This is a genomic window from Vibrio sp. K4, assembly GCF_051122595.1.
GTDB lineage: Bacteria > Pseudomonadota > Gammaproteobacteria > Enterobacterales > Vibrionaceae > Vibrio > Vibrio owensii.
In genome coordinates, this window is sequence record NZ_CP178578.1 from 2,383,286 (window position 1) to 2,408,838 (window position 25,553).

Consider the following 25,553-nt stretch of genomic DNA (forward strand, 5'->3'; position numbering starts at 1 on the left):
ACAACTTAATGAATTATTGAATAATCGTTTGGCCGTCTGATTTCAAACCATTTTTCCAAGTTTCGTTAACCATGTTTACTACCTTGCTTGGCATTGGGATGTAATCTAACTCTTCCGCAAGCTCACCTTGCTCATAGCTCCACTCAAAGAACTTCACGATTTCTTTTGCTTTGTTCGCATCCGATTGGTCTGTGTGCATTAGGATGAATGTAGCAGCCGTCATTGGCCAAGAATCAGCCCCTGGCTGGTCGTTGAGTAGCAGGTGGTAACCTGGTGCATTTTCCCAATCAGCGTTAGCTGCAGCAGATTGGAAAGTATCCATACTTGGGTTTAGGAATTTGCCTTCTTTAGATTGCATTTGTGTGTAAGCAAGGTCGTTTTGCTTAGCAAATGCGTATTCCACATAACCGATCGCACCGCGAGTACGGTTTACGAAGTTTGCGACACCTGCGTTACCGTTACCGCCAATTGTTGTTGCTTTCTTTGGCCATGTGATATCTTTGCCAACACCAATAGACTCATGCCATTCAGGGCTTACGCGGTCTAGGTAATCAGTAAAGTTGTAAGTCGTACCAGAACCGTCCGAACGGTGCACTACGTAGATAGGTTGATTTGGTAACTTCACGCCTTCGTTTAGCGCTGCAATCGCCGGATCATTCCAATTCTTGATGTTGCCTAGGTAGATATCAGCCAGCACTTTGCCTGTTAGCTTAACTTCACCAGCATCAATGCCAGGGATGTTTACTACAGGAACAATTGCACCCATCACCATTGGGAACTGAATCATGCCCTCTTTGTTCAACTCTTCAATAGTCAACGGCGCATCTGTCGCACCAAAGTCTACTGTGTTTGCTGTTATCTGACGGATACCGCCACCAGAGCCGATCGCTTGGTAGTTAATCTGAACGCCCGTTTCCTTTTGGTACTGCTCAGCCCACTTCGCATAAATAGGATGAGGGAATGTCGCACCAGCGCCATTGATCGTTGTTTTGGCAGCAACGCCGAATGATGCTGCAACCAGAACTGAAGACACTAGAGCTGATTTCATGAATTTCACAATATATCTCCGATATAATTTAGCGATTAAGTTGGGCTAATAAAAAGCAACATTTAATTAGCCCAGATTAGTTTTAGTGTTCAAGTAAAACTAGGTATTGAAATAAATCCAACAATCAATCGGTGCTCACCAATCGACGGGTGCAGATTAGAAATTCAATATGACAGTTTTATTAAACATCGAAACTAAAGCGCACAATGTGAATAACAATTATCTCGGCGAAATTAATTATGATAAGAAAACTTCACACAACTTTTATAAAGTAAGTGAAGATGTAAAAGGATATGTATGCAATGCACCATAATAAGATTGCAAATATTAAATATTGATGAAGGGTACGGAGTCATTTAGACTCAAACCATGGACATGTTACTCATCTTTAAGATCTACCTCTTCTATGGCTTAGCTTTCTTCGCCATCTTTTTTGCCATTCTTTTTCGAGACTTACGCAAAAGCCGGATCGCTATCGCTTCTGCTTTACCTATTCTTGCGTTATTTGGGTTCATTCACGGTTTCCACGAATGGTCAGAACTTTACTTGGTCATGTATGAGCATGAGTTCACGCTCACCAAGGGAATAGAAACTTTTAAGGTATTCAAGCTCTGGTTCTCATTTATTGCGCTTGGCGCTTTTGCATGGAAGATGCTGGATCTCACGGACTGGAAGTACATTAAAGCCATCAAATATAGTGCTCTCACTATTCTTACCTTGTTTGTTATCAGCTTAATCGTTCGGTTCGGAAGTAACGAGTACGCAATTTACATTCACAACACCGCAAACCAAGTCCGATGGATCTTCGGCTTAGGCGCTGGCGCCATCTCTGGGTTAGCAATGATGAGCTACGCGAACATCCTAGAAAAAGAAGGCCATGGCGCATCACTCCCATTTAAGTTAACCGGTCTTGCTTTGATCGCTTATGGCATTGCTGCAGGTGTATTGACCTCCGATTTAGGGCTTTGGGTACTTGGCGTCAGAATGGTTTGTGCCATTTGTATTTTATGCACCTTATGGATTGCACTGCGCGTGTTTGATGATGAAAAAAGCAAACAACTTGAAAGTAACATCCAACTCTCTCAACAAGATGCCAAACTTAAAGAACTTGGTGAACTGACTTCCGCGGTCGCTCACGAAATCAAAACGCCGCTTTCCAGCGCAACAATGAGTTGTGATTTATTGGAGAAACATTTACCTGACAACGAGGCCAGTCATAGACATCTGGCCCGCATCCGTCACGGTCTAGAACGCGCTGCAGAGATCAGCCATGAAGTGCTGAATTACGCGCACCATAAGCCAATCCAACGCGAAGTGGTCTCTTTGAAAAAGATCGTGGACCAAGCACTTTCCTTAAACCAATACCGCTTAGAGGGCTTCATTGTAAGTACTTCCCTTGATGACACGCTTAATGTCTTAGGTGATGCAGGCCAACTAGAAGAAGTGGTGACCAATATCATCGGCAACGCGATTGACGCTAGCCAAGAACACAAGCAGCTCTACATAGAAACATATCAAGACAAACTGGTGGCGATTCTCTCCATTTCCGACTGGGGAACTGGCATGCCACTAGACAAAATTGCCAAAGCAAAAACACCTTTCTACACCACAAAACCAAGGGGTGAAGGCACAGGTATGGGATTGGCAATCAGTAATCAAATTATCTTACAACACGGTGGCGAGCTAAACTTGAGGAACTCGAAGAAGAGTGACCACATTACTGGCTTAACAGTTGAAATCCGCTTACCAAGGAATATTGAATGACACTAAAACTCTTACTTGCAGAAGACGATGTTGAATTGCGAGAGGTCCTCATTGAGGCATTAACCTTGGAATCGTTTGAAGTTGTCGCCTGTGATAACGCTGAAGACGCGCTGGATATTGCCAGCGAGCAACATTTTGACTTAGCTTTGTTTGATGTTGTGATGACCGGAATGACAGGGATTGAAGCCCTTTCAGCCCTAAGACGCCTACATCCAAACATTGGCATCATCATCACCACCGCTTTTGCCACTGTTGATGTCGCCGTCGATGCGATGAAGAAGGGTGCTGATGAATTTCTTACTAAGCCGTTCAACCTTGCTGCATTGTCTGTCACGTTAAAGCGTGTCCACGCAGAGCGGTCACCAAAGTCACCGCTTGATGAAAGAAAGCATGACCAGATTTTTAGTGCGCTCTCCAACCCAATTCGTCGTTCAGTGATAAAGCAACTCAAGATCCATCGAAAAATGAAGTTCATGGACCTCTGCCGTGTGGTTGGTATTGAGGACCACACCAAGTTCAACTTCCACCTAAAACAACTGGTCAACAGCGGTTTGGTTATTAAAGAAGATGGGCGAATTTACTCGCTGACAGAGCAAGGGCAACAGGTTCACTCCAGCATGCTTTAACACACCTTTAAAATGCATAAAAAAGCCGACTGAATGTCGGCTTCTTAATTTTAATTCGCTGTCCCGTCCACAGATAAGTAACCAATTGGATTACTTTTGTTCGATTGGACGAATCACTTTACATGGATTTCCAGCAGCAACAACGTTTGGTGGCACATCTTTCGTAACAACACTGCCCGCACCAATCACCGAGTTTTCACCGATAGTCACACCTGGGCAAACAATCACGCCACCACCTAGCCAGACGTTATCGCCAATCGTAATCGGCGTGCCAAACTCAACGCCCTCTTCTACACGGCCTTTAACATCCAAAGGATGCCCCGCAGTATAAATCTGCACATTAGGGGCAAATAGAACATTGTCTCCAATATGTACTTCTGCCACGTCTAGCACCACACAGTTAAAGTTCGCGTAGAAGTTCTTTCCTAGTTTGATGTTTGAGCCATAATCGCATCGGAAAGGCGGTTCTAAATACGCCCCTTCAGAGTCAGGAATAAGCTCGTCAATTGCATTACGCCATTCCTCAGTGTCTGGAATGCTGTTATTGATTTTCTGCAGTACTTTTCTGCATTCAATACGTGCTTGGTAAAGTTCTTTATCCCATGCATTGTATGGCTCACCAGCCAACATTTTTTCTTTTTCTGTTCTCATTGTTCACGTCATCTCACACAAAATAAAGGCGCATCAAAACACATCCCAATCTCACAAAATGTGACATCGTTAATGGATCATTTATTTACGTTATTTACGTGCGTTCAATGATGAAATTTCAAACAGGAGTTATCCGCTAGTCTTCTCGGAATGCGCGATTCATACTCTCGGTTAATGGTTTAACAAGGTAACTCAAAGGTGTTCTTGGCTCTGATAGAATCAACACTTCAGCGTTCATACCAGAAGTCAGTCGATGCTTGGCAACGTCCTCTTGAGCTAAAGCAATACGAGCAAGATAGAAGTCATCTTGGTTTTGCTCCGAGAGCTTATCCGCGGAGATAGTTAATACGGTGCCATCGAGAGGTGCTAACGTTCTTGCATTCAGCGCCGTTAAACGAACTTGAGCATGCTGACCTGGCGTAATCAAATCGATGTCTTGTGGACTCACACGAGCCTCCACCAGCAACTTGTCATCTTGAGGAACGAGCTCAAGCAAGGTTTCCCCCGAGCCAATCACCCCCTTTTCAGTAAACACTTGCATGTTCACTACTCGACCGGAGATTGGAGCGACAATCGCTGTTCTTGCGACGACATCTTTTGCAGAGCCGTACTCCTCTTTGATCGAAACAAGCTCTGTCTTAGTGTCACGTAACTCTTCGACAATTTCATTGAGTCGCTCGAGCTTCAATTCTTCGATTTTTGCTTGGTTTTCATCTAATCGCTTGGCCACGGTCAAAGATTGACGATCCAATTGGCTGAGCGTACTGCGAACTTCTGCGGCAAGACGTTTAAGCTGAAGTAGCGCAGACTTTCCTGAAAAGCCTTTTTGTACTAGCGCCTGATTACTGGCAATTTCTTCCTCAATGAACTTCAAGCGCTCGCGTTCAATTACTTTCGTTGCATTAAGGTTATCCAATTCCAAATTCGCGCCTGAGATGCTCTGCGCAATGATGTTTAGTTTGCTGTCGAAAAAGCGCTTTCTCGCCTCAAAGATCTTACGTTGTACTGATTTCGCTTCAGCAACAATCTCTGCGTTTTTAATCGTCTCAATATCTTGCGCCCAATTAATCTCAGGCAATTCATCGAGTTCGGCATTCAATCGATTTTCTTTGGCTAGAGTATGAATGTACTGACCACCAAGAGAATCTAATTTTGCATTTGCTTGACGCTTCGAAAGCTGGATAAGCAACTGTCCTTTTTCGACCAAGTCACCTTCTTGAACGTAGAGCTTTTCAATAATGCCACCTTCCAAATGTTGAATCTCTTGGCGCTTACTCAATACAGATAAATCACCGTAAGCGATAGCAGCACTCTCTAGTTTTGAGGTGGCCGCCCAGTAGCCTAATCCGCCCAAGAATAAACTTAACGTCAACACACCAAGTAGAATGGGACCTTTAAATTTAAGCTCGGCCGTTGGCATAAAACGGAAAACGCTTTCCGCCGTCAGTTTGTTATCGGTTGGCAGTTGATTGCTCATTTCGCACCCTCGGTATATCTGTTCTTTCTTCTCCCATTAGGCGCTTTAACACCTCATCTCTCACGCCGTACAATTTGAGGCGTCCTTCGGCGAGATACAGTAATCGGTCCATCTGGCGCAACGTACTTGGGTTATGAGCAATCACGATGACAGTGGCTCCTTCCGACTTAAGGTGTGCAATCAAACGTTGATACGACGCTTCCCCTTCCCCATCAAGATTCGCGTTCGCTTCATCAAATACAACAACGGATGGATTACCGTAAACGGCGCGAGCGAGAGCAATACGTTGACGCTCACCACCTGACAATCCACGTCCATTTTCGCCAATGACAAAATCATAGCCTTTGTTTTTCTTAAGAATGAGCTCATGACAACCGGCTAGCTGAGCGGCATGAATGACTTTTGCAGGGTCTTCATCTTTGAATCGCGCGATGTTATCTCTAATCGTCCCCGGAAACAGTTCCACTTCTTGTGCAAGATAACCAAAGTGGGCTCCTCTATCTTCAGAAGCCCACGAAGAAACTTCCATCCCATCTAGAGTAACCTTGCCTGCGAGCGGTTTGATGTTACCGAGAAGCAGTCTTGCAAAGGTCGACTTTCCTGTACCAGAGGGGCCAATGACCCCCACGGAGACACCAGGAGGTATTGATAAAGAGATGGATGATAAAACAGGCTCTGTCGCGCCAGGGTGACGATAAGCTAAACCCGTAAATTCAAAATGTCCTTTCGGACGAGGTAGCGGCATGTCCGATTCATCTTGTTTAACGATCCTATCAATTTCCCACAACCGCTTATAAGCATTCCTAGCAGACATCGCACTGCGCCATGTTCCTATGGCTTGTTCCATTGGCGATAACGCTCTGCTCATCAAAATGGAACTGGCAATCATCGCGCCTGCGGTAATCTCATGCTGGATCACCAACCATGCACCTCCTCCTAACAAGCATATTTGCAACGAACCACGAACAAACTTAGAAAAATTAGCGAGATAGATCGACTTCCCCGTCACCGTCTGTTCTAACAAGTTGGATTCGTTTGCTTTCGCGTACCATCGTTCTAGAAACGCATTCATCATCCCCATTGCGACAATCGAGTTTGCGTTTTGAGTGGCGATTTCAGCGTGATTGATATGCGAAATAGAGCGAACTTCACTCTCTTGTAACACCTTTCTTGTCACCAATTCATTGATGATTCCAAGGCTAAACAGAACAATCGAACCACCTAAAGCAATGTGACCTAAAACAGGATGCAGCAAATAAACGAAAAGGATAAAAACTGGTGTCCAAGGTGCGTCCAGCAAAGGATAAGGTGCCTGACTGCTTAAAAAACTCTTAATATTTTGTATATCCCTTAGCACTTGGGATGTGTAGCTTTTACCAGTATGGGTTTGGTATTGGATACTACGCTTGAGCATAAATGCCGACAGTTTTGCATCCAGCCAATAGCCAAATGACTTACTCATTTGCGCACGAGCAATATCTATCAAAGACATCGTAAGTAATGCTGCAAGGACAATCACGGTCAGTAAGAAAAGTGTATCGATTGAATAGGAAGAGATAACGCGGTTGTACACTTGGAGCATGTACAGAGGAATAGCAAGTACTAATAAATTTATGAATAAACTAAAGCCAACCAGCAAGCCTACGAGCGTGCATAGTTTTTGTCTAACTTCTTTGAAAACCGTTTGTTGCACGATTATTTCCACATATTTTTATACATTAGGCGCTAGACTCGCTAGCGCCCAAAAAGGTGACTTAGATAATGAATAAGTCGCTGCCGTATGAGTTGATGTCCTCTTGCGTAACACCAATCAATTTAACCGTTAGATCCGCGCCATCAGTAAAGACAGCATTGCCTTTAGCGTCGTAAGTAAAGGTCAGATCGGCATATGACGTAACAGAATCACTAATGATATGCAGTGAATCTTCACCAATAGTGAAATCAACGACTTTTGCTTCACCATGACCGCCAAATTTGTCGGTAAAGATAAACTTGTCTGCGCCACTGCCACCAACCATTACATTGTCGCCAGAACCCGCAACCAGTAAGTCATCACCAGTACCACCGTTTAGCTTGTTGTCACCTAGCAAACCGAGCAATAAATCACTACCCGTACCACCGCCGAGGTAGTCGTTACCTGTGCCAGCCATTAGAATGTCGTCACCTGCACCACCAGTTAGACGGTCATTTCCCTCACCACCGACAACGAAGTCGTTACCACCGCCACCAACGAAAGAATCGTTGCCACCAAAACCGATAAATACGTCATTGCCACCGTCAAAGTCAGCGACCTGATGGTTATCACCTGCGTCACCATAGTAAGTGTCATTTGTGCTCATTTTATGTCCCTCTTGGCTTTCTATTTGAATAGACCTTTATTTCACGCCTGCTTAACTTCCTACAGACACCGGAAGTCTAATAAACAAAAGCATAGGAACAAGTTTGAATATGGATTGATATTTCAAACTAACAATATTATTAGCACATTAAAAACTGGTACTTTTAGATATAAAAGGCATTTAAAACATAAGGTTAAATCTAGTACTACAGGTTTCTTCTCGCCCAACTAGTGGCTTGCGTTCGGTTTTTGACTTCTATTTTTCGAAATATGTTGTAAAGGTGAGATTTAATAGTATGCTCGCTGATAAATAAAGAGTCGGCAATTTCCATATTTGATCCGCCTTCTTTCAGCATCTGTAAAACTTGAACCTCTCTTCGCGTGAGCTCTACCTCTATAGTTGGATCAATAATATGACTCGCTTCTTTGCCTTTATAATAATTGACAAGTTGATCAAGCAAACGACGCGATAGCCAATTCTCTCCTCCTATAATTGCACTTAAGCCTTGGCATAATTTCTCCATAGAATCACTTGGACCAAAAATACCTTTAACATTGGGCCAAGAAGCTAACTCCGATGTATCCAACTCATGCCCTAAATTGAGCATAATAGTACCTAATACTTTATCGCTATCCTTTAAATAAACTAAAGTATCAGATGGCGTATCTACTGAAAAATCTACCAACAGGAAATATTATTCTGGAATGAGTTCATGATAGCTTGGATTTTTGCTATCGATAATCGTAATCTTGGTATCTGTGTTTTTTGAAAGCATCTCCTTGAAGTTCTCACTCTGCAGACTTTGTTGAGTGATCATTAGGATTTCAGGTTTTTCTTTATACTGTCCCATAATGTTTCTCATACTTTTATTGACTAAATATTTTAGATTAATAACTAGTTATAAGTATTTGAACTCATATCTAAGTGCTAGCCGATAGAGTAGAGTTATTTGCTACTTTTTTAAATTGCAATTTCGTTAAGATCATAAACAAAAAAAGTGTTTCTCATAAAAGAAACACTTTTTTAGAACGAGATAATTATATTAGATATAAGTCGCAAAGATTATGAAATCGATTGAAATAACCATATTTATTATACGGCAATCGAAAGATCAGACATATTCTCTTTAGCCCAAATTAATGCTTGCACTCTATTTTTCACGTCAATCTTCTTAAAAATATTATGAAGATGGGTTTTTACAGTATTTTCACTCACAAATAGCTGTTCTGCGATCTGTTGATTCGAAGCACCCATTGATAAGAAGGTAATTATTTGTTGTTCTCTTTTAGTTAAAATTGCGGGAACGTTCTTATTAAGTGGTCTGCTGTGTCTACGTAGATGAGTAATGTACTGTTGAGAAAACTTGCGGCTAAACCACATATCACCTTGTAATACTTTACCAATTCCAACTTGAAGAGTGCTTATGTCATCCGATGTGTAGAATATTCCCGCGAGCGTTTGCCATACAAATAACTCTTCCGTAGAAATAGACTTGTCACAGTTTATCAAGACCTCAATAGTGTCTTTAAATGTAGCTTTCTTAAATTCCATGTAATGAGAGAACACTTCATCGGTAATCACGCTGTAGTCCAACACGATTGCTGAGGCGGGATTTTGCAACTCTGCTTGGGCAGCAAGCTTTTCAGGTGCGATTAGACTTACGTTGATGCTGAGCTTCGTTTCGAGCACATCCTTCAATAAAGAGGACTGTAAGCTGTCCTCAGTTATTAAGATCACGTTCCTTGTATTTTGATGCTCCATCTTGTTTGCTGCCCTTTAGTTATTTTGATTGAAATAAGCAATAGATTTAGTTAGAGCGGCAGCATTGTCAAGTATGAAAAAAAGTAGTAACAACTAATAACTTATTGATTAGTAAATAGTTGCAAGGCATGAGTTAAATGGCGGGTATTAAAAAAGGGAGTATGAAACTCCCTCTTTATTAGTGCACTGGCACCGAACTTTTCTGATTGAACTTACCAAAGTATTGCTCAAGGATTTCTGGTGTCAGCTTTCCTTCAGCCTCTAGCTTTTTAAGCTCTGCTACGATTTCCTGTTGTTCTTCAAGAGATGGCAGCTTTACCTCTGGCTCGTCACCAGCTTCTTGTGAGATCAGTTCTAGTTCTTTTTCGAAATCATTCATAGTACTTACCTAAAATATCGAGTCATTAAACTTGTAAACTAGCCCTATTCTATCCAACTCTACAGCTTGAAGCTACCAACCATCTTATCTAGGCGAGATGACAACTCTTGTAGATCTCGACTTGCTCCAGCCAGTTCTTCTGCTGTTGCTGTTGTCATCTCATTGATAGCGTTAATTTCTTCAATGTTTTGGTTGATAGTGTGCACCACTGTCGATTGCTCTTCTGTCGCTGTTGCAACTTGGGTGTTTCTATCTGAAATATCCGCGATACGCTCAGAAATATTCATCAGAACGTCTACAGCTTCATCTGTTGATGCCACACCTTCAAACGTTACCGCTTTGCCTGCTTCCATTGCAGTTACTGCATCTTGCGCATCACTTTGAAGTTGGTTAATCATCTTCTGAATCTCTTCAGTTGAATCTGCAGTACGAGATGCGAGATTACGCACTTCATCCGCTACCACTGCAAAGCCTCGCCCTTGCTCACCGGCACGTGCTGCTTCAATTGCCGCATTCAATGCAAGTAAGTTGGTTTGCTCAGAGATATCACGAATCACGTCCAAGATAGAGCCAATGTCTTTGGTTGTGGTTGCCAGTTGCGTCACTACCATACTGGTCGTTTCAACGTCATCAGCGAGACGACTAATCACTTCCTTCGCTTGTGTCACGACTTGGCGACCAGTCTGTGTGTTGTCAGATGCTTGGTTTGCAGTATCTGCCGCTGTTGCTGCGTTCGAAGCAATCTCACTGATCGTCGCACCCATTTGGTTAATTGCCGTCACAACTTGAATCGTTTGGTCACGTTGTTCTTGGCTGTTGTCATGAGTCGAAGTCGCTTTGCTAGATACACTATCCGCAGCCTCACTTAACGCACCACTAGTCAGAGACACTTCTTTCATGGTTGCGTGGATCTTCTCAATAAAGCCATTAAAGCCTTTTGATAGCTGAGCAATCTCGTCGTTACCCTTGATTTCAATACGCTGGGCTAAATCACCTTCGCCTTCGCCAAGGTCAGTGAATCGGTCTGCAATTTGGCGAATTGGGTTAGTAATGCTGTTTGCTAACAGAACGCCCATTGCGATGAAGATCAGTGCCACAATGGCTGTCGTGAACAACATTTTCTCTGCGGTTGCATCAAGATCCGCAAACACTTCATCGACAGGTACAACACCAACAACAAACCAATCCATCGAAGGCACATACAAGCTAGACACAAACATGTCCTGTCCTTCAAACTCTGTTGTCACTAGATTGAAGTGACCTTTGTTAAGTAACTGAGAAGCTTCACGTCCGAACAATTGGCTAATAGAGGTTTTGTTTTTGGCTTGCTGACGGTGGATCTGGATATCACCTTTGCTATTGGTCAGAAAAACATAGCCTGTTTTCTCAATCTTAAAGCCATTCAGTAGCGAAACCATGTCATCCATCGACTTAGACAGACCTGACATCGATACGCCATTCACATCTTGATAGTTAGTGAACATTTTCACGTCACCATTCGCTTCTTGGAAAACGCTTACCGACGTGTCTTGCCCTGAAGATGTAAAACCAAAGAACCACGCATCTTGCGAACGATTAAGTTGGCGTAAGAAACCGTTTTGATTCCAGTAGTAAGCTGTTTGTCGGTTTGCTACCGAAGCATCGTTCAACTGATATTGGGATTTCACATTGTTAAGCTGTTGAACAAGTTGCGCTTCTACCACTGGGTTACGATCTGTCGCTGAGAGCGCTTCAATGACGAATTCGTTCGTAGCAAGTTGTTTTGCCGCTTGCTGCATTTGTACAACTTCGCGGTCAATTTCAGTATTGATCTGCTGCAACATTGCAGGTAGTTCGATATCGATTAAACGATGACTTAGCACTTCACGTGCGTGTCGCTGTGCCATGACACCGACAATGATGGTAGAAGCGAGCACGGCAAAAGTAATACCGATGACAACCTTCTGTTTGATACTCAGGGAGTTAAGTTTCAACATATCTGGACCTATAAAAAGAATCACTCGTTATCTGTATTCTGAACAGGATAAAACTGGATGCATAACAACTCGCTATGCACGGCTTGAAACTTATATCGGCCTTCCCCTACAAAACTAGAGAAATTTCTCACAAATGTGTGCAATTAAAATGCAATGGAAACTTAAATGCGTGACATTAATCAATGATTAGCTAAAATTTCTTTCTTTTGATCATGAACTTAACATCATCAATTGGGCAGTCCGGAGCGAATAAAATCGTCCAACTTTTCGCCATTAATAATATCGATTCGACGATAGCCAATGCTGATGATTTCTTGTTTAGCCAACTGTTGTAGTGAACGACTTAATGTCTGGCGTGAGCACCTTGAAAGGTGAGCTAATTTATCTTGAGTGTATAAAATAGGAGCGTTGTGCCCGCTAGACGTATTCAATCGACTAACCAATGCAAGCAATTTAGCGACTCGATACTCATTTTTTAGCAACACGGATTCTGTGGTCCACTCCATCAAAAGCCTAAAACGGACGCTGATTTCATGGATAGCGATTTGATAAAGTTGAGGATAACGCGATGCGATATCGCGCATTTTCTTCACTGGTATAGCGATGGTGAGCGTATCAGAAGCAGAGTAAAAATCATGTTTTGTTGGTTGGTCTTCAAAACAGCCTAGCCACGTCAACCAACTTCCTGGACCTAAAATCGCAATGCAGGCCTCTTCCCCATTTGCATTACAACTCACCAGCTCGATATGACCGGACACAACAAGGCGCATGGTATCAACCTTGGTGTGGGCTGAATTTAGCAAAGTAGGCACTTTATAACTCTCGACTCTAGCTGCGAGTACCATTTCGTCCACTGCCGTCCTATCCAACTTTGCCAATGCCGGATCTGTATTTAGCACTTGATCAGTAAACACAGTGGGATCTTCTTGGCTCAATGAATGACTCAAGTGAGATTGTAAGATTTTAGACATTGTTCGAATCCTACTTCTGATACGTTGTTAATTAATTGTTACAGAAAGACTAACAATTAATCGAATAAAAATACCAGAGAAAAACCACAAGGTTGTGGGACGAGGATTTAATTATGCGAATGCCATGCGTAACAACTCTAAGCCGATGGATACGTACAACCGCCATCACAGCAATGTATTTTACCATTGCGATTTGGACGACAATTTCTGTTGCGAGCGACACCTTTGAGGGAATTCCCGGAGAAAGAACTTGTTTCTTTCGTTATGGACCAGTTTCAGCCGATCCTTACATTAACGTTGCCTACCCTGATGCCGCTGTAAAATATTGGGGCGCTGCATTTACCGTACCTAAAGGGGCGAAACTGAAGCTAGAAGGTCAGTTTCCCCATGCTCGCTACATGTCACTGATTAGCTATGATGATCGAGGAAGGCCGGTTCAATCTCTTCCAGATTACATGATTAAGCCAATCCAAAGTAACGTGAACCCTTTTCGTGAGGGAAGCCAAAGGGACAGCGTTTTCAGAAACTATGCTGTAAATGTGCTCGATTACAAACCCAAAGACGATTACACCGCAGGACAAATTCGTGAGGGAGTAGAATCAGACCAACTGCATGCACCAAAGTCTTCTGCGAATCAGCAAGTGTTGATTTATCGAATTTACGCCAAAGACGAAAATAGCGATGGAACCGCAAACGTATCCTTACCTAAACCCATCCTAACCCTTGCCTCTGGTAAAGAGTTGCGTGGTTCTGAAGCGTGCGCAGCTTTGAATAGTGCCCAGCCCTTAAAGGCACAACTCAACGCTCTTGGAATACCTGTCGAGAAATATCGTAAACTGGTCACCCAACCAAATAAGCCAGCAGGATTCCCCGCAACGAACCCTTCTACTTGGCATATTCAGTTAGATCGTCAGAGCTTGCTTGGCATCTACACGGGGAAGATCAATCCTGAGGCGCGTCGTAGTTCAGGTGGTTTCTATCCAAACTTAGACAATAACTACATTAGAACCGTAGTGAATCGTAAACATGGTCCTGTGTATGTTTTACGCGCTAAAGCTCCAATAACCCCGAAAACGTTTCATGGCGATAAACAGATGACTGGCGGTGAATTGCGTTACTGGTCAGTATGTTCGAACAAAGGTTTTGCGGTTACCAAAGTCAACGATTGCCTATACGACGAGCGCATCCCTGTCGATAAAGATGGTTACTATACCATTGCCGTAAGTCGCAAATCAGACAGGCCTCGCAATGCTTTTACTCAATGTGGTATTGGTTGGCTTCCAATGGCTGATGATGGAGATGGGATTGTAGATAAAGATGCATCAATCGTTCAAATTCGTCATATGCTTGCCTCACCTAAATTCGAGCATGCCATTCAAAATATCCAACAAGACAAAGACATCGCCTCCGTGATGCGTGAGTACTACCCGAGAACCTTCTACACCACCACAAACAATTTTGAACTGATGTTCCCTTGTAATAAAAGCTAGTTACTCCACTCGCTTTATTCCTATGGCAGGAATCCCCCTCCCTGCCATTCCTAATTCAAATACAGACTGATATCGAGGTAGCCATGACTCTTAAGCTACTGTGTTTGCTGTTGTTCGTTTTTTTTGTCGCAACAGTGTACGCATCACCAACCTCTCACTCTGAAAGTAATACGGAACTGGACGACCCTACGGCACTCAGTTCATTTGTAGGGCTCCGTTCTGGCACCAATGGATACGGTGCCATTGGCCAACTGAGTTTCCATCGTCCTGATAGCGCATTTGGTCATAACAGTTTCCTTCAATTTAAAGACGACTTTGAAACCGTGCATTTACGCCACTTCTCTATTTATAAACCAACAGGGACAGGTTTGTTTGTCGATGCGCAGCGCAATAATACCAACCCAATTCCTATCAACCGTGCTTCTTTCGGTGCGATTCAAGTTATTCCTGTCAGTGAGGCAATTCGCATTAATCCTGCGCTGTTGTATGGTTCAACTTGGACAGACGATAAACGAGCACAACAAAGCCTGTTTCCCGACACGCCCATTATTACGCTTTACAGCTTCATTCGTTGGCAAGTAAGCAATGACTGGTTTGTGAACTTAGTGCCTCAATACACCTACAGTGTTGGAGGCAAAAAAGTACGTTTGTTTGAATTAGTGACTCAAGTTGGCCACAACATCACAGAAGAAGCGACGGTTTCAATAAATGCGGATGAAGATGACAATTTTTGGCTCACACTAAAGCACGCATTGTGAGCTACCGTATGGTTAGAACGTTCGATACACCGAAGACTGGGTCAGAACCTTGTAAAACATAGCAATACCCCAATATTGAAAAGATAAATTACACGGACGTACTGGAACTTTTCCCCTTGAGAAAGTGACCAATACTCAAAACAAGAATCATATGGATACCAGAGAGTCCAAAAAATGCACAAAACAAACTTCGAAACTCTTCAAAGCTACTTAGAGTCTCAGATCATTGGTCAGCATGATCTGGTAAAACAGTTACTTATTGCTCTACTTGCCGATGGGCATATCTTGGTTGAAGGTCCTCCAGGATTGGCTAAGACCCGTGCGGTGAAATCTCTATCGGATTGTGTGGAAGGTGATTTCCACCGTATTCAGTTCACACCAGACCTACTGCCAGCCGATTTGACGGGTACCGATATCTTCCGTCCAGAAACGGGCGAATTTACCTTCCAGTCAGGTCCTATTTTCAACTCACTGATCCTTGCTGATGAGATCAACCGTGCGCCAGCTAAAGTGCAAGCCGCGATGCTTGAAGCAATGGCTGAGAAGCAAGTGACAGCGGGACGAAACACATACGCACTCCCAGAGCTATTTTTGGTGATGGCGACTCAAAACCCAATTGAGCAAGAAGGTACTTACCCGCTGCCAGAAGCGCAGCTTGACCGTTTCTTGCTGCACCTTGATGTGGATTACCCAGATGCAGAGCATGAACTAGCTATCTTGCGCATCAACCGTGGTGAGGCAAAAGGTGAAGCGACGATTGAGCGCCCAAGCTTGAGCCAAGAAGACATCTTCACCGCACGCAAAGAAGTGCTCAACATCCACATGGCAGACGCAATCGAGCAGTACATCGTTCGTCTTGTGATGGCGACTCGACAGCCAAGCGATTACGACTCAGAGCTTGCGAAATGGCTATCTATGGGGGTAAGCCCGCGTGCGACGATCGCCCTTGACCGTTGTGCTCGTGCTCATGCGTGGCTGGCAGGTCGTGACTTCGTTTCACCAGAAGATGTTCAAGCCATGGCTTACCCTGTGCTACGTCACCGTCTACTGCTTAGCTACCACGCTCAGGCAGAAGGCATTACAGCAAATCAGGTTATCGACAAGCTTCTTAATCTTGTAGGTAGCGCATAACGTAGGTAGATGACATGTCTGCATCATATGCATTGCCACCTCATGCGAATGGGGTGACATTAACCCTTGAAGAGCTGCTTCAATATCGCACTCAATCGGTTCGTTGGTTGCCACCAGCACAGAGTATATGGTCGCAAATGAGCGGTAACCATACCAGCCGTCAAAAAGGTCGTGGCATGGACTTTATGGAAGTGCGCCAATACCAAGCGGGTGATGACATTCGCAGCATCGATTGGCGAGTCACGGCTCGAACGGGAAAAGCGCACACCAAGTTGTTTGCTGAAGACAAAGAGCAAGCGGTGATCTTATACATCGACTTGAGCCCAAGCATGCACTTTGGTTCGCAATATGTATTGAAGTCGGTTCAAATGGCGCATTTCGCTAGCGTCTTGATTTGGCTGACGTTAGCCAAGAAAGACCGCATCGGCGCGGTGATTGATGATGGTTCCCAGTGTATTGAGTTCCGCCCTTCTTCTCTTCAAAAACAAGGGTTGAGAATTCTTGACGCGATAGTGAATACTCACAACCAATTGCTTACGAATCAACAAGCTGACAGCACACGTACGCTGCCTTACATGAACGCAATTGAAACGCTACACAACCTGACGCCGAAAGGCAGTGAACTCATCCTGCTGAGCGACTTTGCTCAAGTGGAAGAGAAAGAGCTGGTTCAATTACGTCGATTAAAGCAACACAACAGCGTTCGTGCAGTGCAGTTTTATGATCCTCTTGAGCGAGGCGAAACCGACTTCCGAGGCCAAGCGAAAGCATCCGATGGTCATCGAAGTCAGTGGTTTAATTTCGGTTCGAAAGGACAGCGCCAGGAGTTAGAGTCTCACTTCGTTAAGCATCAACAAGCCATCAAACAGCAGTGTCATTCGATGGCAATTCCATTTAACAGTCTGTCGAGCGGGTTACCGCTGGTTCAGCAGTTAAGCTAATCAAAGCAACAACATACAAATCATTCAAGCAGTAGTAATAATAATGACAACGAATAATCAAAGCCTAAACCTTGAACCTTTAATCCTACCGAATGCACCTGATTGGTTCCCACTAGCTTGGGGATGGTGGGCTGTTCTGGGCGGTGTAGTTCTCTCCATCTTAATCGTCGTACTGTACTTAAGATGGCGTACAAAGCGTCTTGTTGCTAAGAAAACCGCATTGAAATTGTTGACCAATCCGATCACACCACACACACCGTCTTCTGCATTAGAGGTTCTTCGTCAAGCGGCTTTGAGTTACTTCCCTCGTGAAGAAATCGCGCCATTAACAGGCTCTGCTTGGTACGAGTTTCTTGATAGCTACACCAAAGAAACTCGATTTGTCGACAAACAACAACAGTGGCAAGCGGCGCTGTATCAAAAATCTGGTCAAGAGCAGCATCAAGCCTTAATTGATGATTGTGCTTTCTGGATTGAAACCGCATTGCCACCAAAGAAAAAGGCAAAAACTCGTGACTGAGGCAACTCTCGTTTCGAGCCTCTCTCAGTGGTTGAACATTGAGTTTGTCTGGTGGTGGGCATTATTGTTACTGCCTCTACCTTGGCTGATTTATAAGTTCTTCCCTGAAGAGACTCAGCAAGCTGAAATTAAGCTGGCGTACCTGCCAGACAACAAGCACAGCAACAAACCAAAACAGGTCGTGCAAAAATTCCTGTCTATTGGCGTATGGACTCTGTTGGTTGTCGCTTGTGCTCGACCGGTGTGGTATGGCGATCCGGTTGAGTTCCAACCGAAATACCGCGACATGATGTTAGTGGTCGACTTATCTGGCTCTATGCAGAAAGAAGACATGAACGACAACGGTGAATACATAGACCGTCTAACCGCCGTCAAAAGAGTCTTATCTGATTTCGTAGAAAAACGCCAAGGCGACCGCTTAGGTGTGGTTCTATTTGGTGATCATGCTTATCTACAAACGCCGCTGACCGCTGACCGTAAAACCGTGATGCAACAAATCAAGCAAACCGTCATTGGCTTGGTTGGCCAGCGCACCGCAATTGGTGATGGTATCGGCTTAGGCACCAAAACCTTTGTAGACAGTGACGCACCACAACGTGTGATGATCTTGCTCAGCGATGGTAGCAATACAGCTGGTGTCCTTGATCCGCTTGAAGCCGCTGAAATCGCTAAAAAATACAACGCAACCATCTACACCGTAGGTGTGGGCGCCGGTGAAATGATGGTGAAAGACTTCTTCATGACGCGCAAAGTCAATACTGCCTCAGACCTTGATGAGCAAACGCTGACCAAGATTGCAGAGATGACAGGTGGTAAGTACTTCCGAGCGCGTGATGCTAAAGAACTTGAAACGATCTACGACACCATTAATCAACTAGAGCCAGTTTCTAGCGATACGCAAATTTGGCGTCCTCAGTCGGAATGGTTCCCTTACCCACTAGGTGCTGCACTTGTGCTTTCCGTGTTCCTGTTTGTTCTAAGGAGAAAACATGGCTGAGTTTACTTTCCTAAATCCTTATTGGTTGTTGGGTTTGCTCGTCATTCCCGTCGTCCTTGCGATTAACAGCCAATACAGAACCAAAAAGTCATCGTTGATTGCGCCCCATTTAGCCAAAATGCTTGGTCACTCAGTGAAAACCAAGCACTACTTCGCCATTTGGGGGTTAGCATGGGCTATCGCTTGTATTGCTCTAGCAGGTCCAAGTTGGCAATCCAACACTCGGCCGAGCTTTGAACTAAGCCAAAACCGAGTGTTAGTTCTGGATATGTCGCGCTCTATGTACGCAACGGATGTGAAGCCAAATCGCCTGTCACAAACCCGCTATAAAGCGTTGGATTTATTGCCGAAATGGAAAGAAGGCTCAACAGGTTTGGTCGCGTACGCGGGCGATGCTTATACGTTAAGTCCACTGACGACAGATTCCAGCACACTCGCCGGCATCATCGAAAACTTGTCTCCTGAGTTAATGCCTTATCAAGGCTCCAACTTACCATCGGCGATTGAAACCGCGCTTGGTCAGTTTACTCAAGCGGGCGTCAATCAAGGTGACATCGTCGTGCTGGCAGATGATTTGGATGACTCCGAATTATCTCGCTCATTAGCGTTGTTACACGGTAAAGACATTCGTGTGTCAGTACTTGCTATCGGCACATCAACTGGCGCACCAATTGCTCTTCCGGATGGTTCTTTAATGAAGAGTCGACAAGGCAACACCGTGGTAGCGAAGACTAACCTGAAAAACTTACAGAAGTTAGCCAAAGAGACCGGCGGATTATTTGTGCCAATTCAGCACAGTAACCGTGATGTTGAGAACATTGCCGCGTTTACCAATAACGCTAGCAACAACCTTGCCGCCAAGCAAAGTGACGACGTGAAAACCGACTCTCGCTTGAACGGTGGTTTCTGGTTGCTACCTTTGTTGTTGATTCCTGCTGCCCTACTCTTCCGACGCGGCATGATTTGGGTACTAGTAGCGACCGTATTACCGATCAGTTGGACACCGAAAGCAGAAGCCAATGCGTTCTTGAATCAAAACCAACAAGGCGAACAGCTTTATCAACAAGGTGAATACGAAAAAGCCCAAAGTACCTTCACTGATCCTAACTGGAAAGGTGCAGCAAGCTACCAAGCCGGGGATTACGAAAGTGCGATCGAAGCATTCTCCAATAATCCAAGCCTTGATGGCCGTTACAACTTGGCAAACGCACTTGCTAAGAACGGACAGCTTGAGGATGCGGCGGAGCTCTATAAAAACGTAATTCAAGAAAAGCCTGATTTTGAAGCTGCGAAAAAGAACCTGTCGGTTGTAGAGGAGAAACTGAAGCAACAGCAGCAACAGCAACAGCAGCAACAGCAACAGCAACAGCAACAGCAGCAACAGCAGCAACAGCAGCAACAGCAGCAACAGCAGCAACAGCAGCAACAGCAGCAACAGCAACAGCAGCAACAGCAGCAACAGCAGCAACAGCAGCAACAAAAGTCTCAGAGTGATGCTAAACAAGAGCAAGGGCAGCAGTCACAAAACCAGCAAGAACCTGAAAATAAACAAGAAAATCAGAAAGCTGAGCGACAAAAAGCCAAGCAAGAAGAAGAGAAACAAGGCGAGCAAAAAGGCGAACCTATGCAGGCTCAAGCTCAGCTAGAGAAAACGCCTCAGGATGATCCTGAGTTCCGTCGCTTAGAAGCGGTAGAAAGCGCACGTGACCCTAGTTTCTTGATTCGAGCTCAAATGCAGCTTCAAGCTCAACAAAAACAACGTCCACAACAATCTAATAAGGAGTGGTAAGTCCATGATGAAAAAAGGCGCAAAACTGGTCTTTGTTCTGATGGCCAGCCTACTGACTAGCTTTTCGGTTTTTGCACAAACCCTACAAGCTAGTGTAAACAAAACTCAGGTGGCGAAGAACGAAGTGATCAACCTAAGGATCATGGCAGATACCGAGCTTGGCTCAGATGCGATCAACTTTGACGCATTGAAACAGGACTTCTTTTTAGGACAACCTCGCTACGGCCGTTCAAGTAATAACATTAACGGCCACAAAACCGTTCGCACAGAATGGAGCATCTCAATTGCACCGATGAAAGAAGGCGTCGTCACCATACCAAGCTTTTCTGCAGATGGGATGAAAACCGAGCCAATTAAGCTTCGTGTGACAAAAGACAAAGGTGAGCCAAACCTCGACGATTTGTTTAGCTTTAATATGAGCGTGGATAGCCATACTTTGTACCCACAACAGTCAGCAACGCTACGTATGCAGTTGGCGATCAAAGTAGACCCTCGTCGTTTAGATAATCCACAAGTGGTGCCGCCAAGCATTGATGGGATGAAAATTGAGCCAGCCAGCGATATGAAGCAGGCACAACGCATCATTGATGGCTTGGAAGTGACGGTCGTAGAGCAAGCTTTTCGCATTACAGCTGAGCAACCTGGCACCTACACGCTAAATGGTCCTAAATTGACGGGGTCTTACATCTATGGTGACAGCCTAACTGGCTCAACCAAGATCATGCCAATCAATACTAAAACTGAGCAAATGCCGATTACTGTAAAGCCGATTCCTAAAGACTTTAAAGGTAACTGGCTGCCAGCTTCTGCTTTAGAATTAACGCAAAGCTGGCAAGATGAGCAAGGCAATCCGCTATCAGCAAATGCCGTCAGCACAGTGAAACAAGGCTCTTCAATTACTCGTACGATTCGTATTCGAGCTCGTGGTACACAAGCGGAATATCTACCTCGTATTGGTATTGTCTACCCAAGTACACTGCGTGTTTATCCTGAACAACCTCAGTTCGAGACATCGCGTGATGGCACTGTCACCATGACAGTGAAACAGGTTTTGATTCCCACAGAAGCAGGAGATCTCACCCTGCCGGGCTACAGCCTAAATTGGTGGGACAGTAACCGTGACCAAGCGAGAAAAGCCGACATTTCAGCGTTAAAGCTAAAGGTAGAGAAAAGTGACAGTGGCTTAATCACGCTGCCAGAAAGTGCGTTGCCAGCACAACCAGCGACAACCCCTGCACCTGTGGTTCAAAGTGGTGTGGATACTATCTGGAAAACACTGACGTTCGTGTTTGGTGCACTTTGGCTTGTCTCATCAGCAATTGCGTTTGGGCTTTGGAAAAAGCGCGGAACCGTAAAGCCTGAGAAAGTCGAGACTTCAACGCACGGCTCATCTCTGCAAGATTTGGAGAACATCATCAAACAAGGTGATAGTGCCAAGATCGAAAGATCGGTTAACGACTACTTAAACACCCATCACTTCAACAGTGAATCCGAAGCGACAAAAGCGGTGAAAGAAGAATTGAATGTGATGAATCAAGCTCGCTTCAGCGCTACTCAACAAGAATGGAAACCAGATTCTCTGCTAGCTAAGATCAAACAGCTCGCTAAAGAGAAGAAGCGTAAGCCTAACCACCAGCTAGAAAAGCTCTAGTCGAAGGCGAGGCGTGATTAATGAAAATGGCAGCTCTTATTGAGCTGCCATTTTTGTATCTATCCGTTCAGCAACGATGGCTTAAGCGACAATTTGACTTGTCAGTTCGTAGGTTCGAACGCAGTTTCGACCACTGTTTTTTGCTAGGTAGAGAGCTTTATCGGCCAGTTGGTATAAGTGATCAAAGTTAAAGTCTTTACCTTGCGCTTGGTAACGCGAGTAACCCACAGACACAGTCAGCAACTCTCCTTCTGGGTTATGGCAATGTCTTATGCCTTCTTCTTCAATGCATTGGCGAATACATTCAGCTCTCAACCTGACCTCTTCTTGGTTTGACCCAATCATCAACAAAACAAACTCTTCCCCGCCAATTCGGCAAAAAACTTCGTCTTCACTTTTGGTATGATGGTCGAGAATGTTGCCAATACGCATCAACGCAATGTCGCCTTCTAAATGCCCATAATGATTGTTAAACAAGCCAAAATGGTCAATATCGATCAGAATCAATCCAAAAGACATCACTTCGTTATGCTCAAGAGAGCAGTACTTTTGCATAACGTGTTCTAGCATGCGTCGGTTACCCAGTCTCGTTAAGGGGTCGAGCTTAGACAAGACTTCCAACTGGCGATTCGCTTCTTCCAACTCTTTAGTTCGGTTCTGCACTTCGAGCTCTAGATTCTCATTGAGCTCTCTGATTGCCTCTTGTGCTTGTGTACGTTGTAAGACTTCAACCAAGCTAGAAGCAAACATCCGAATCACTTCACGCAGTTGAGAGGTCAAAGGCGCACGGGTTAACAAGTTATCGACCGCGATGAACGCAATTGGCCCACTGCTGTTTGACGTCAGTACCGTCATGGCCGCCCAACCAAAGCCGACGATGTTGCAATCATGGTAAATCGGAACGGATTCTTCGAACGCCACCTCATTAGGCATGGATTTCGCTAAGTTAATTAAAGAAAAGTCTTGGGTTTCCCCAAAAAAATACGACTCATCAACCACATTGCCTTGAATGTCGGTTCCCCAAGTCCCCTGCATGTAAGAGCAGTTTTCATCGGTCAAAAACACCGCCATACGGTCGATGCCTAGATTCTTAATGGCAAACGTCACGGCAGATTTGCAAACATCGCTTACCGTTGTACAACGTGATAACTCAACCATGCTCGAATGCAGCATACGTACGTTTTGCTCTTGGCGTTTGCGAATAAAGATTTGAGAGAAAAGCGAACCAAATGATTCCAGCATCTGTTTTTGATAGGCCGTGACGGGTTTACGGTGGATAAAGTTATCAAGCGCAAACCAACCAAATGGCTCGTTTCCATCTCTTAAAATCAGCATTGCATTCCAGCCCTGCCCCACAACTTTGCCAGCGGTATAGATAGGCGCATCCTCTACAATAACAAGGTTACGATCCAAACTGGACAGTGATGCAATGTACTCTTCACTTAGCTGATGAAGGTCATATTGGGTGTGGAATTCATCAATGGTGATGCCATCCTCGTTCGTTCCATAAGTGCCGCTGAAACTGCGCTTTTTCATGTCCAGCAACATTAAGGTGGAGCGGTCGAAACCTAGATGCTCTCGGAGTGCCTCTACCGCTTTCAAATAAAGGTCTTTCAGTGAATCAGGGTTAGAAATATCTAACGCAACCTGCTGAACAAGCTTCATGTTTTCGATAAAACGTTCGCGTTGCCCAAGCTCATCGACATACTGCGCTTCTCGTACATCGCGATGCTTCATTTCTAACGAGGCGTGTTTTTCTGCGCGGACACACTGCCAACGCGCCGCCGAGAGTTGCATTGCGTCATAGCTTTCTTCATAAATATTGTGTGCGCTGCGAGCTTGAACGTTTTGAATCAGTAGGTAGGTACGTTTAATCGGCGTGTTGTCGAGCATCATGATATAGCTTTCGCCACCGAGGTCTTGGACGTGATTCCAATTGCAGGTATTGATGGCCAGAGGAATGATGCTTTCTGAAGTATCGAATTGGTTAGCCCAATCCCAGAATGCTTCTGGATAATTTTGGAGAGGAAAGAGGTCGCCCCGCGAGAATCGAACCGTCCAAGAAGGGTTGGTCAGCGGATCATCAAAGATCGCTATCGCACTGGGGGAAAAATGCTGCTCTAGATGTTCGAATATGGCTTCAGCCAATAACCTATGGTCCCTTGTGGAAGAGACCGTTCTTGTAAAACTCTTTAAACTCACCTGACCAACCTAATCTACTTTTTTATCCTCGATAAAAAACTACTTAGGGGTGGATATGCAATCAATGGAATCCAAGTTGAGCTGTTAAGTCATTCGCAAAAAATATGGACTTAATTTCACATTCGAGAACCCTTCAACATTTTTAGACAGGTGTTTCATCCGGATTACATACTGCAAAAATATGCGCAAAAATGAATCAACATGAACATTCTTAATATTGGTGTTTTTCAAGCCCAAAAATAAAAAAGGCCCCTCATCAAGAGGGGCAAGAGTACCATCGCTTATAGTTATTTGTGTATATGCCAGTAAATGTGTGGATTAACCGAAGTCACCGTTTACGTAACCTTGAGTACGGTCGTCTTGCGGGTTGCTGAAGATAACTTGTGTATCATCGTGCTCAACCAGTTCACCCATTAGGAAGAACGCAGTGCGGTCAGAAATACGACGCGCCTGTTGCATTGAGTGAGTCACGATAACGATGGTGTAGTTCTTCTTCAGTTCTTCCATCAATTCTTCGATTTTGTGTGTTGCAATTGGGTCAAGTGCCGATGTTGGTTCATCCATCAGAATCACATCAGGTTCCATCGCGATTGTACGTGCGATACATAGACGTTGTTGCTGACCACCTGATAGACCAAATGCATGTGACTTAAGACGGTCTTTCACTTCGTCCCAAAGCGCTGCGCCACGCAGTGAACTCTCAACCACTTCATCAATGTGCTTCTTATCTTTGATGCCTTGAGCGCGTAGACCGTAAGCCACGTTCTCGTAGATGCTCATCGGGAATGGGTTTGGCTTTTGGAATACCATGCCCACTTTGATGCGAAGGTCAGCAACGTCGATGTTGCCGTAAATGTCTTCGCCATCCATTGACAGCTTACCCGTGATCTTTACGCCTTCAATAAGATCATTCATGCGGTTCAAACAACGTAGTAGTGTTGATTTACCACAACCAGAAGGACCGATAAGTGCCGTCACTTGGCGTACTGGAATAGGCAGGTTGATTGATTTCAGTGCTTGGTTGTCACCGTAAAACAGGTCTAGGTTTTCAATATCAAACTTGTTCATTTTCTTAATCTCTT

The 25,553-nt window shown here is 44.5% G+C and carries 21 protein-coding genes and 1 pseudogene; 10 read left to right on the forward strand and 12 right to left on the reverse strand.

The annotated features are described in order from the left end of the window. Positions 1-13 precede the first annotated feature (13 nt). Positions 14-1,048: a phosphate ABC transporter substrate-binding protein PstS gene (gene pstS, locus ACLIIY_RS28080; protein ID WP_434528979.1), complete on the reverse strand. Its 1,035-nt coding sequence runs from the start codon at positions 1,046-1,048 to the stop codon at positions 14-16. A gap of 369 nt (positions 1,049-1,417) precedes the next feature. Here pstS and ACLIIY_RS28085 point away from each other — a divergent pair, with 369 nt between their 5' ends. Further along, the gene (locus tag ACLIIY_RS28085; RefSeq protein ID WP_434528980.1) at positions 1,418-2,812 is read left to right on the forward strand and encodes a sensor histidine kinase; all 1,395 of its coding nucleotides are present in this window, start codon (positions 1,418-1,420) and stop codon (positions 2,810-2,812) included. After that, the gene (locus tag ACLIIY_RS28090) at positions 2,809-3,438 is read left to right on the forward strand and encodes a response regulator (protein ID WP_005441035.1); all 630 of its coding nucleotides are present in this window, start codon (positions 2,809-2,811) and stop codon (positions 3,436-3,438) included. The genes ACLIIY_RS28085 and ACLIIY_RS28090 overlap by 4 nt, the downstream gene beginning before the upstream one ends. A gap of 90 nt (positions 3,439-3,528) precedes the next feature. Here the strand turns inward: ACLIIY_RS28090 and ACLIIY_RS28095 are convergent, their stop codons facing one another. The 9 genes and pseudogenes from ACLIIY_RS28095 to ACLIIY_RS28135 all read right to left on the reverse strand — a co-directional run bounded on the left by ACLIIY_RS28095 (position 3,529) and on the right by ACLIIY_RS28135 (position 12,992). Then, positions 3,529-4,089 (reverse strand): sugar O-acetyltransferase, encoded by a 561-nt coding sequence (locus ACLIIY_RS28095; protein ID WP_264406945.1) that lies wholly within the window; start codon positions 4,087-4,089, stop codon positions 3,529-3,531. Between the two features lie 136 nt (positions 4,090-4,225). After that, the gene (locus tag ACLIIY_RS28100) at positions 4,226-5,566 is read right to left on the reverse strand and encodes an HlyD family type I secretion periplasmic adaptor subunit (RefSeq protein ID WP_434528981.1); all 1,341 of its coding nucleotides are present in this window, start codon (positions 5,564-5,566) and stop codon (positions 4,226-4,228) included. Then, positions 5,541-7,259: a type I secretion system permease/ATPase gene (locus tag ACLIIY_RS28105; protein ID WP_434528982.1), complete on the reverse strand. Its 1,719-nt coding sequence runs from the start codon at positions 7,257-7,259 to the stop codon at positions 5,541-5,543. The genes ACLIIY_RS28100 and ACLIIY_RS28105 overlap by 26 nt, the downstream gene beginning before the upstream one ends. A 61-nt stretch (positions 7,260-7,320) precedes the next feature. Beyond that, entirely contained in the window at positions 7,321-7,905 is a 585-nt protein-coding gene (locus ACLIIY_RS28110) for a calcium-binding protein (RefSeq protein WP_434528983.1), read from the reverse strand. A 205-nt stretch (positions 7,906-8,110) separates the two neighbouring features. Continuing rightward, positions 8,111-8,767 (reverse strand): annotated as a pseudogene (locus tag ACLIIY_RS28115) (LuxR C-terminal-related transcriptional regulator). Between the two features lie 230 nt (positions 8,768-8,997). Then, positions 8,998-9,666, reverse strand: coding sequence for a LuxR C-terminal-related transcriptional regulator (locus ACLIIY_RS28120; RefSeq protein ID WP_009704925.1), 669 nt, complete (start codon positions 9,664-9,666; stop codon positions 8,998-9,000). A 178-nt stretch (positions 9,667-9,844) separates the two neighbouring features. Further along, positions 9,845-10,045, reverse strand: coding sequence for a chromosome segregation ATPase (locus tag ACLIIY_RS28125; protein ID WP_009704926.1), 201 nt, complete (start codon positions 10,043-10,045; stop codon positions 9,845-9,847). A gap of 59 nt (positions 10,046-10,104) precedes the next feature. Then, complete coding sequence (locus ACLIIY_RS28130) at positions 10,105-12,021, reverse strand: methyl-accepting chemotaxis protein (protein ID WP_434528984.1); 1,917 nt, start codon at positions 12,019-12,021, stop codon at positions 10,105-10,107. Between the two features lie 227 nt (positions 12,022-12,248). Next, positions 12,249-12,992: a Crp/Fnr family transcriptional regulator gene (locus ACLIIY_RS28135; RefSeq protein WP_434528985.1), complete on the reverse strand. Its 744-nt coding sequence runs from the start codon at positions 12,990-12,992 to the stop codon at positions 12,249-12,251. Positions 12,993-13,105: 113 nt separating this feature from the next. On the opposite strand from ACLIIY_RS28135, the gene ACLIIY_RS28140 reads away from it, so the two are divergent. The 8 genes from ACLIIY_RS28140 to ACLIIY_RS28175 all read left to right on the forward strand — a co-directional run bounded on the left by ACLIIY_RS28140 (position 13,106) and on the right by ACLIIY_RS28175 (position 22,269). After that, the gene (locus ACLIIY_RS28140) at positions 13,106-14,482 is read left to right on the forward strand and encodes a hypothetical protein (RefSeq protein WP_434528986.1); all 1,377 of its coding nucleotides are present in this window, start codon (positions 13,106-13,108) and stop codon (positions 14,480-14,482) included. Positions 14,483-14,565: 83 nt separating this feature from the next. Next, positions 14,566-15,240, forward strand: coding sequence for a hypothetical protein (locus ACLIIY_RS28145; protein ID WP_434528987.1), 675 nt, complete (start codon positions 14,566-14,568; stop codon positions 15,238-15,240). Positions 15,241-15,414: 174 nt separating this feature from the next. Further along, positions 15,415-16,371 carry an AAA family ATPase gene (locus ACLIIY_RS28150; protein ID WP_005432145.1) on the forward strand — a complete coding sequence of 319 codons (957 nt, stop codon included), beginning with the start codon at positions 15,415-15,417 and terminating at the stop codon, positions 16,369-16,371. 14 nt (positions 16,372-16,385) lie between these two features. Then, entirely contained in the window at positions 16,386-17,312 is a 927-nt protein-coding gene (locus ACLIIY_RS28155) for a DUF58 domain-containing protein (RefSeq protein ID WP_039986906.1), read from the forward strand. 43 nt (positions 17,313-17,355) lie between these two features. Next, positions 17,356-17,832 (forward strand): DUF4381 domain-containing protein, encoded by a 477-nt coding sequence (locus tag ACLIIY_RS28160; RefSeq protein ID WP_020197346.1) that lies wholly within the window; start codon positions 17,356-17,358, stop codon positions 17,830-17,832. Continuing rightward, complete coding sequence (locus tag ACLIIY_RS28165; RefSeq protein WP_434528988.1) at positions 17,825-18,829, forward strand: vWA domain-containing protein; 1,005 nt, start codon at positions 17,825-17,827, stop codon at positions 18,827-18,829. The genes ACLIIY_RS28160 and ACLIIY_RS28165 overlap by 8 nt, the downstream gene beginning before the upstream one ends. Continuing rightward, a complete protein-coding gene (locus tag ACLIIY_RS28170; RefSeq protein WP_434528989.1) occupies positions 18,822-20,618 on the forward strand; it encodes a vWA domain-containing protein in 1,797 nt (598 codons plus the stop codon). Before ACLIIY_RS28165 ends, ACLIIY_RS28170 begins: the two co-directional genes overlap by 8 nt. A gap of 4 nt (positions 20,619-20,622) precedes the next feature. Beyond that, a complete protein-coding gene (locus ACLIIY_RS28175; RefSeq protein WP_434528990.1) occupies positions 20,623-22,269 on the forward strand; it encodes a BatD family protein in 1,647 nt (548 codons plus the stop codon). A gap of 81 nt (positions 22,270-22,350) precedes the next feature. Here the strand turns inward: ACLIIY_RS28175 and ACLIIY_RS28180 are convergent, their stop codons facing one another. After that, positions 22,351-24,417 carry a GGDEF domain-containing protein gene (locus ACLIIY_RS28180; RefSeq protein WP_434528991.1) on the reverse strand — a complete coding sequence of 689 codons (2,067 nt, stop codon included), beginning with the start codon at positions 24,415-24,417 and terminating at the stop codon, positions 22,351-22,353. Between the two features lie 372 nt (positions 24,418-24,789). Further along, on the reverse strand, positions 24,790-25,539 hold the full coding sequence (gene pstB, locus ACLIIY_RS28185; protein WP_005441058.1) for a phosphate ABC transporter ATP-binding protein PstB: 750 nt from the start codon (positions 25,537-25,539) through the stop codon (positions 24,790-24,792). Positions 25,540-25,553 lie beyond the last annotated feature (14 nt).

Excerpts from the sequence above, each read along its gene's own strand:
- ACLIIY_RS28160 (WP_020197346.1), top strand. The coding sequence starts at position 17,356 with ATGACAACGAATAATCAAAGCCTAAACCTTGAACCTTTAATCCTACCG.
- ACLIIY_RS28095 (WP_264406945.1), bottom strand. The coding sequence starts at position 4,089 with ATGAGAACAGAAAAAGAAAAAATGTTGGCTGGTGAGCCATACAATGCA.
- ACLIIY_RS28135 (WP_434528985.1), bottom strand. The coding sequence starts at position 12,992 with ATGTCTAAAATCTTACAATCTCACTTGAGTCATTCATTGAGCCAAGAA.
- ACLIIY_RS28120 (WP_009704925.1), bottom strand. The coding sequence starts at position 9,666 with ATGGAGCATCAAAATACAAGGAACGTGATCTTAATAACTGAGGACAGC.
- ACLIIY_RS28090 (WP_005441035.1), top strand. The coding sequence starts at position 2,809 with ATGACACTAAAACTCTTACTTGCAGAAGACGATGTTGAATTGCGAGAG.
- ACLIIY_RS28130 (WP_434528984.1), bottom strand. The coding sequence starts at position 12,021 with ATGTTGAAACTTAACTCCCTGAGTATCAAACAGAAGGTTGTCATCGGT.
- ACLIIY_RS28140 (WP_434528986.1), top strand. The coding sequence starts at position 13,106 with ATGCGAATGCCATGCGTAACAACTCTAAGCCGATGGATACGTACAACC.
- pstS (WP_434528979.1), bottom strand. The coding sequence starts at position 1,048 with ATGAAATCAGCTCTAGTGTCTTCAGTTCTGGTTGCAGCATCATTCGGC.
- ACLIIY_RS28155 (WP_039986906.1), top strand. The coding sequence starts at position 16,386 with ATGTCTGCATCATATGCATTGCCACCTCATGCGAATGGGGTGACATTA.
- pstB (WP_005441058.1), bottom strand. The coding sequence starts at position 25,539 with ATGAACAAGTTTGATATTGAAAACCTAGACCTGTTTTACGGTGACAAC.
- ACLIIY_RS28110 (WP_434528983.1), bottom strand. The coding sequence starts at position 7,905 with ATGAGCACAAATGACACTTACTATGGTGACGCAGGTGATAACCATCAG.
- ACLIIY_RS28100 (WP_434528981.1), bottom strand. The coding sequence starts at position 5,566 with ATGAGCAATCAACTGCCAACCGATAACAAACTGACGGCGGAAAGCGTT.
- ACLIIY_RS28125 (WP_009704926.1), bottom strand. The coding sequence starts at position 10,045 with ATGAATGATTTCGAAAAAGAACTAGAACTGATCTCACAAGAAGCTGGT.
- ACLIIY_RS28170 (WP_434528989.1), top strand. The coding sequence starts at position 18,822 with ATGGCTGAGTTTACTTTCCTAAATCCTTATTGGTTGTTGGGTTTGCTC.
- ACLIIY_RS28150 (WP_005432145.1), top strand. The coding sequence starts at position 15,415 with ATGCACAAAACAAACTTCGAAACTCTTCAAAGCTACTTAGAGTCTCAG.
- ACLIIY_RS28085 (WP_434528980.1), top strand. The coding sequence starts at position 1,418 with ATGGACATGTTACTCATCTTTAAGATCTACCTCTTCTATGGCTTAGCT.
- ACLIIY_RS28175 (WP_434528990.1), top strand. The coding sequence starts at position 20,623 with ATGATGAAAAAAGGCGCAAAACTGGTCTTTGTTCTGATGGCCAGCCTA.
- ACLIIY_RS28145 (WP_434528987.1), top strand. The coding sequence starts at position 14,566 with ATGACTCTTAAGCTACTGTGTTTGCTGTTGTTCGTTTTTTTTGTCGCA.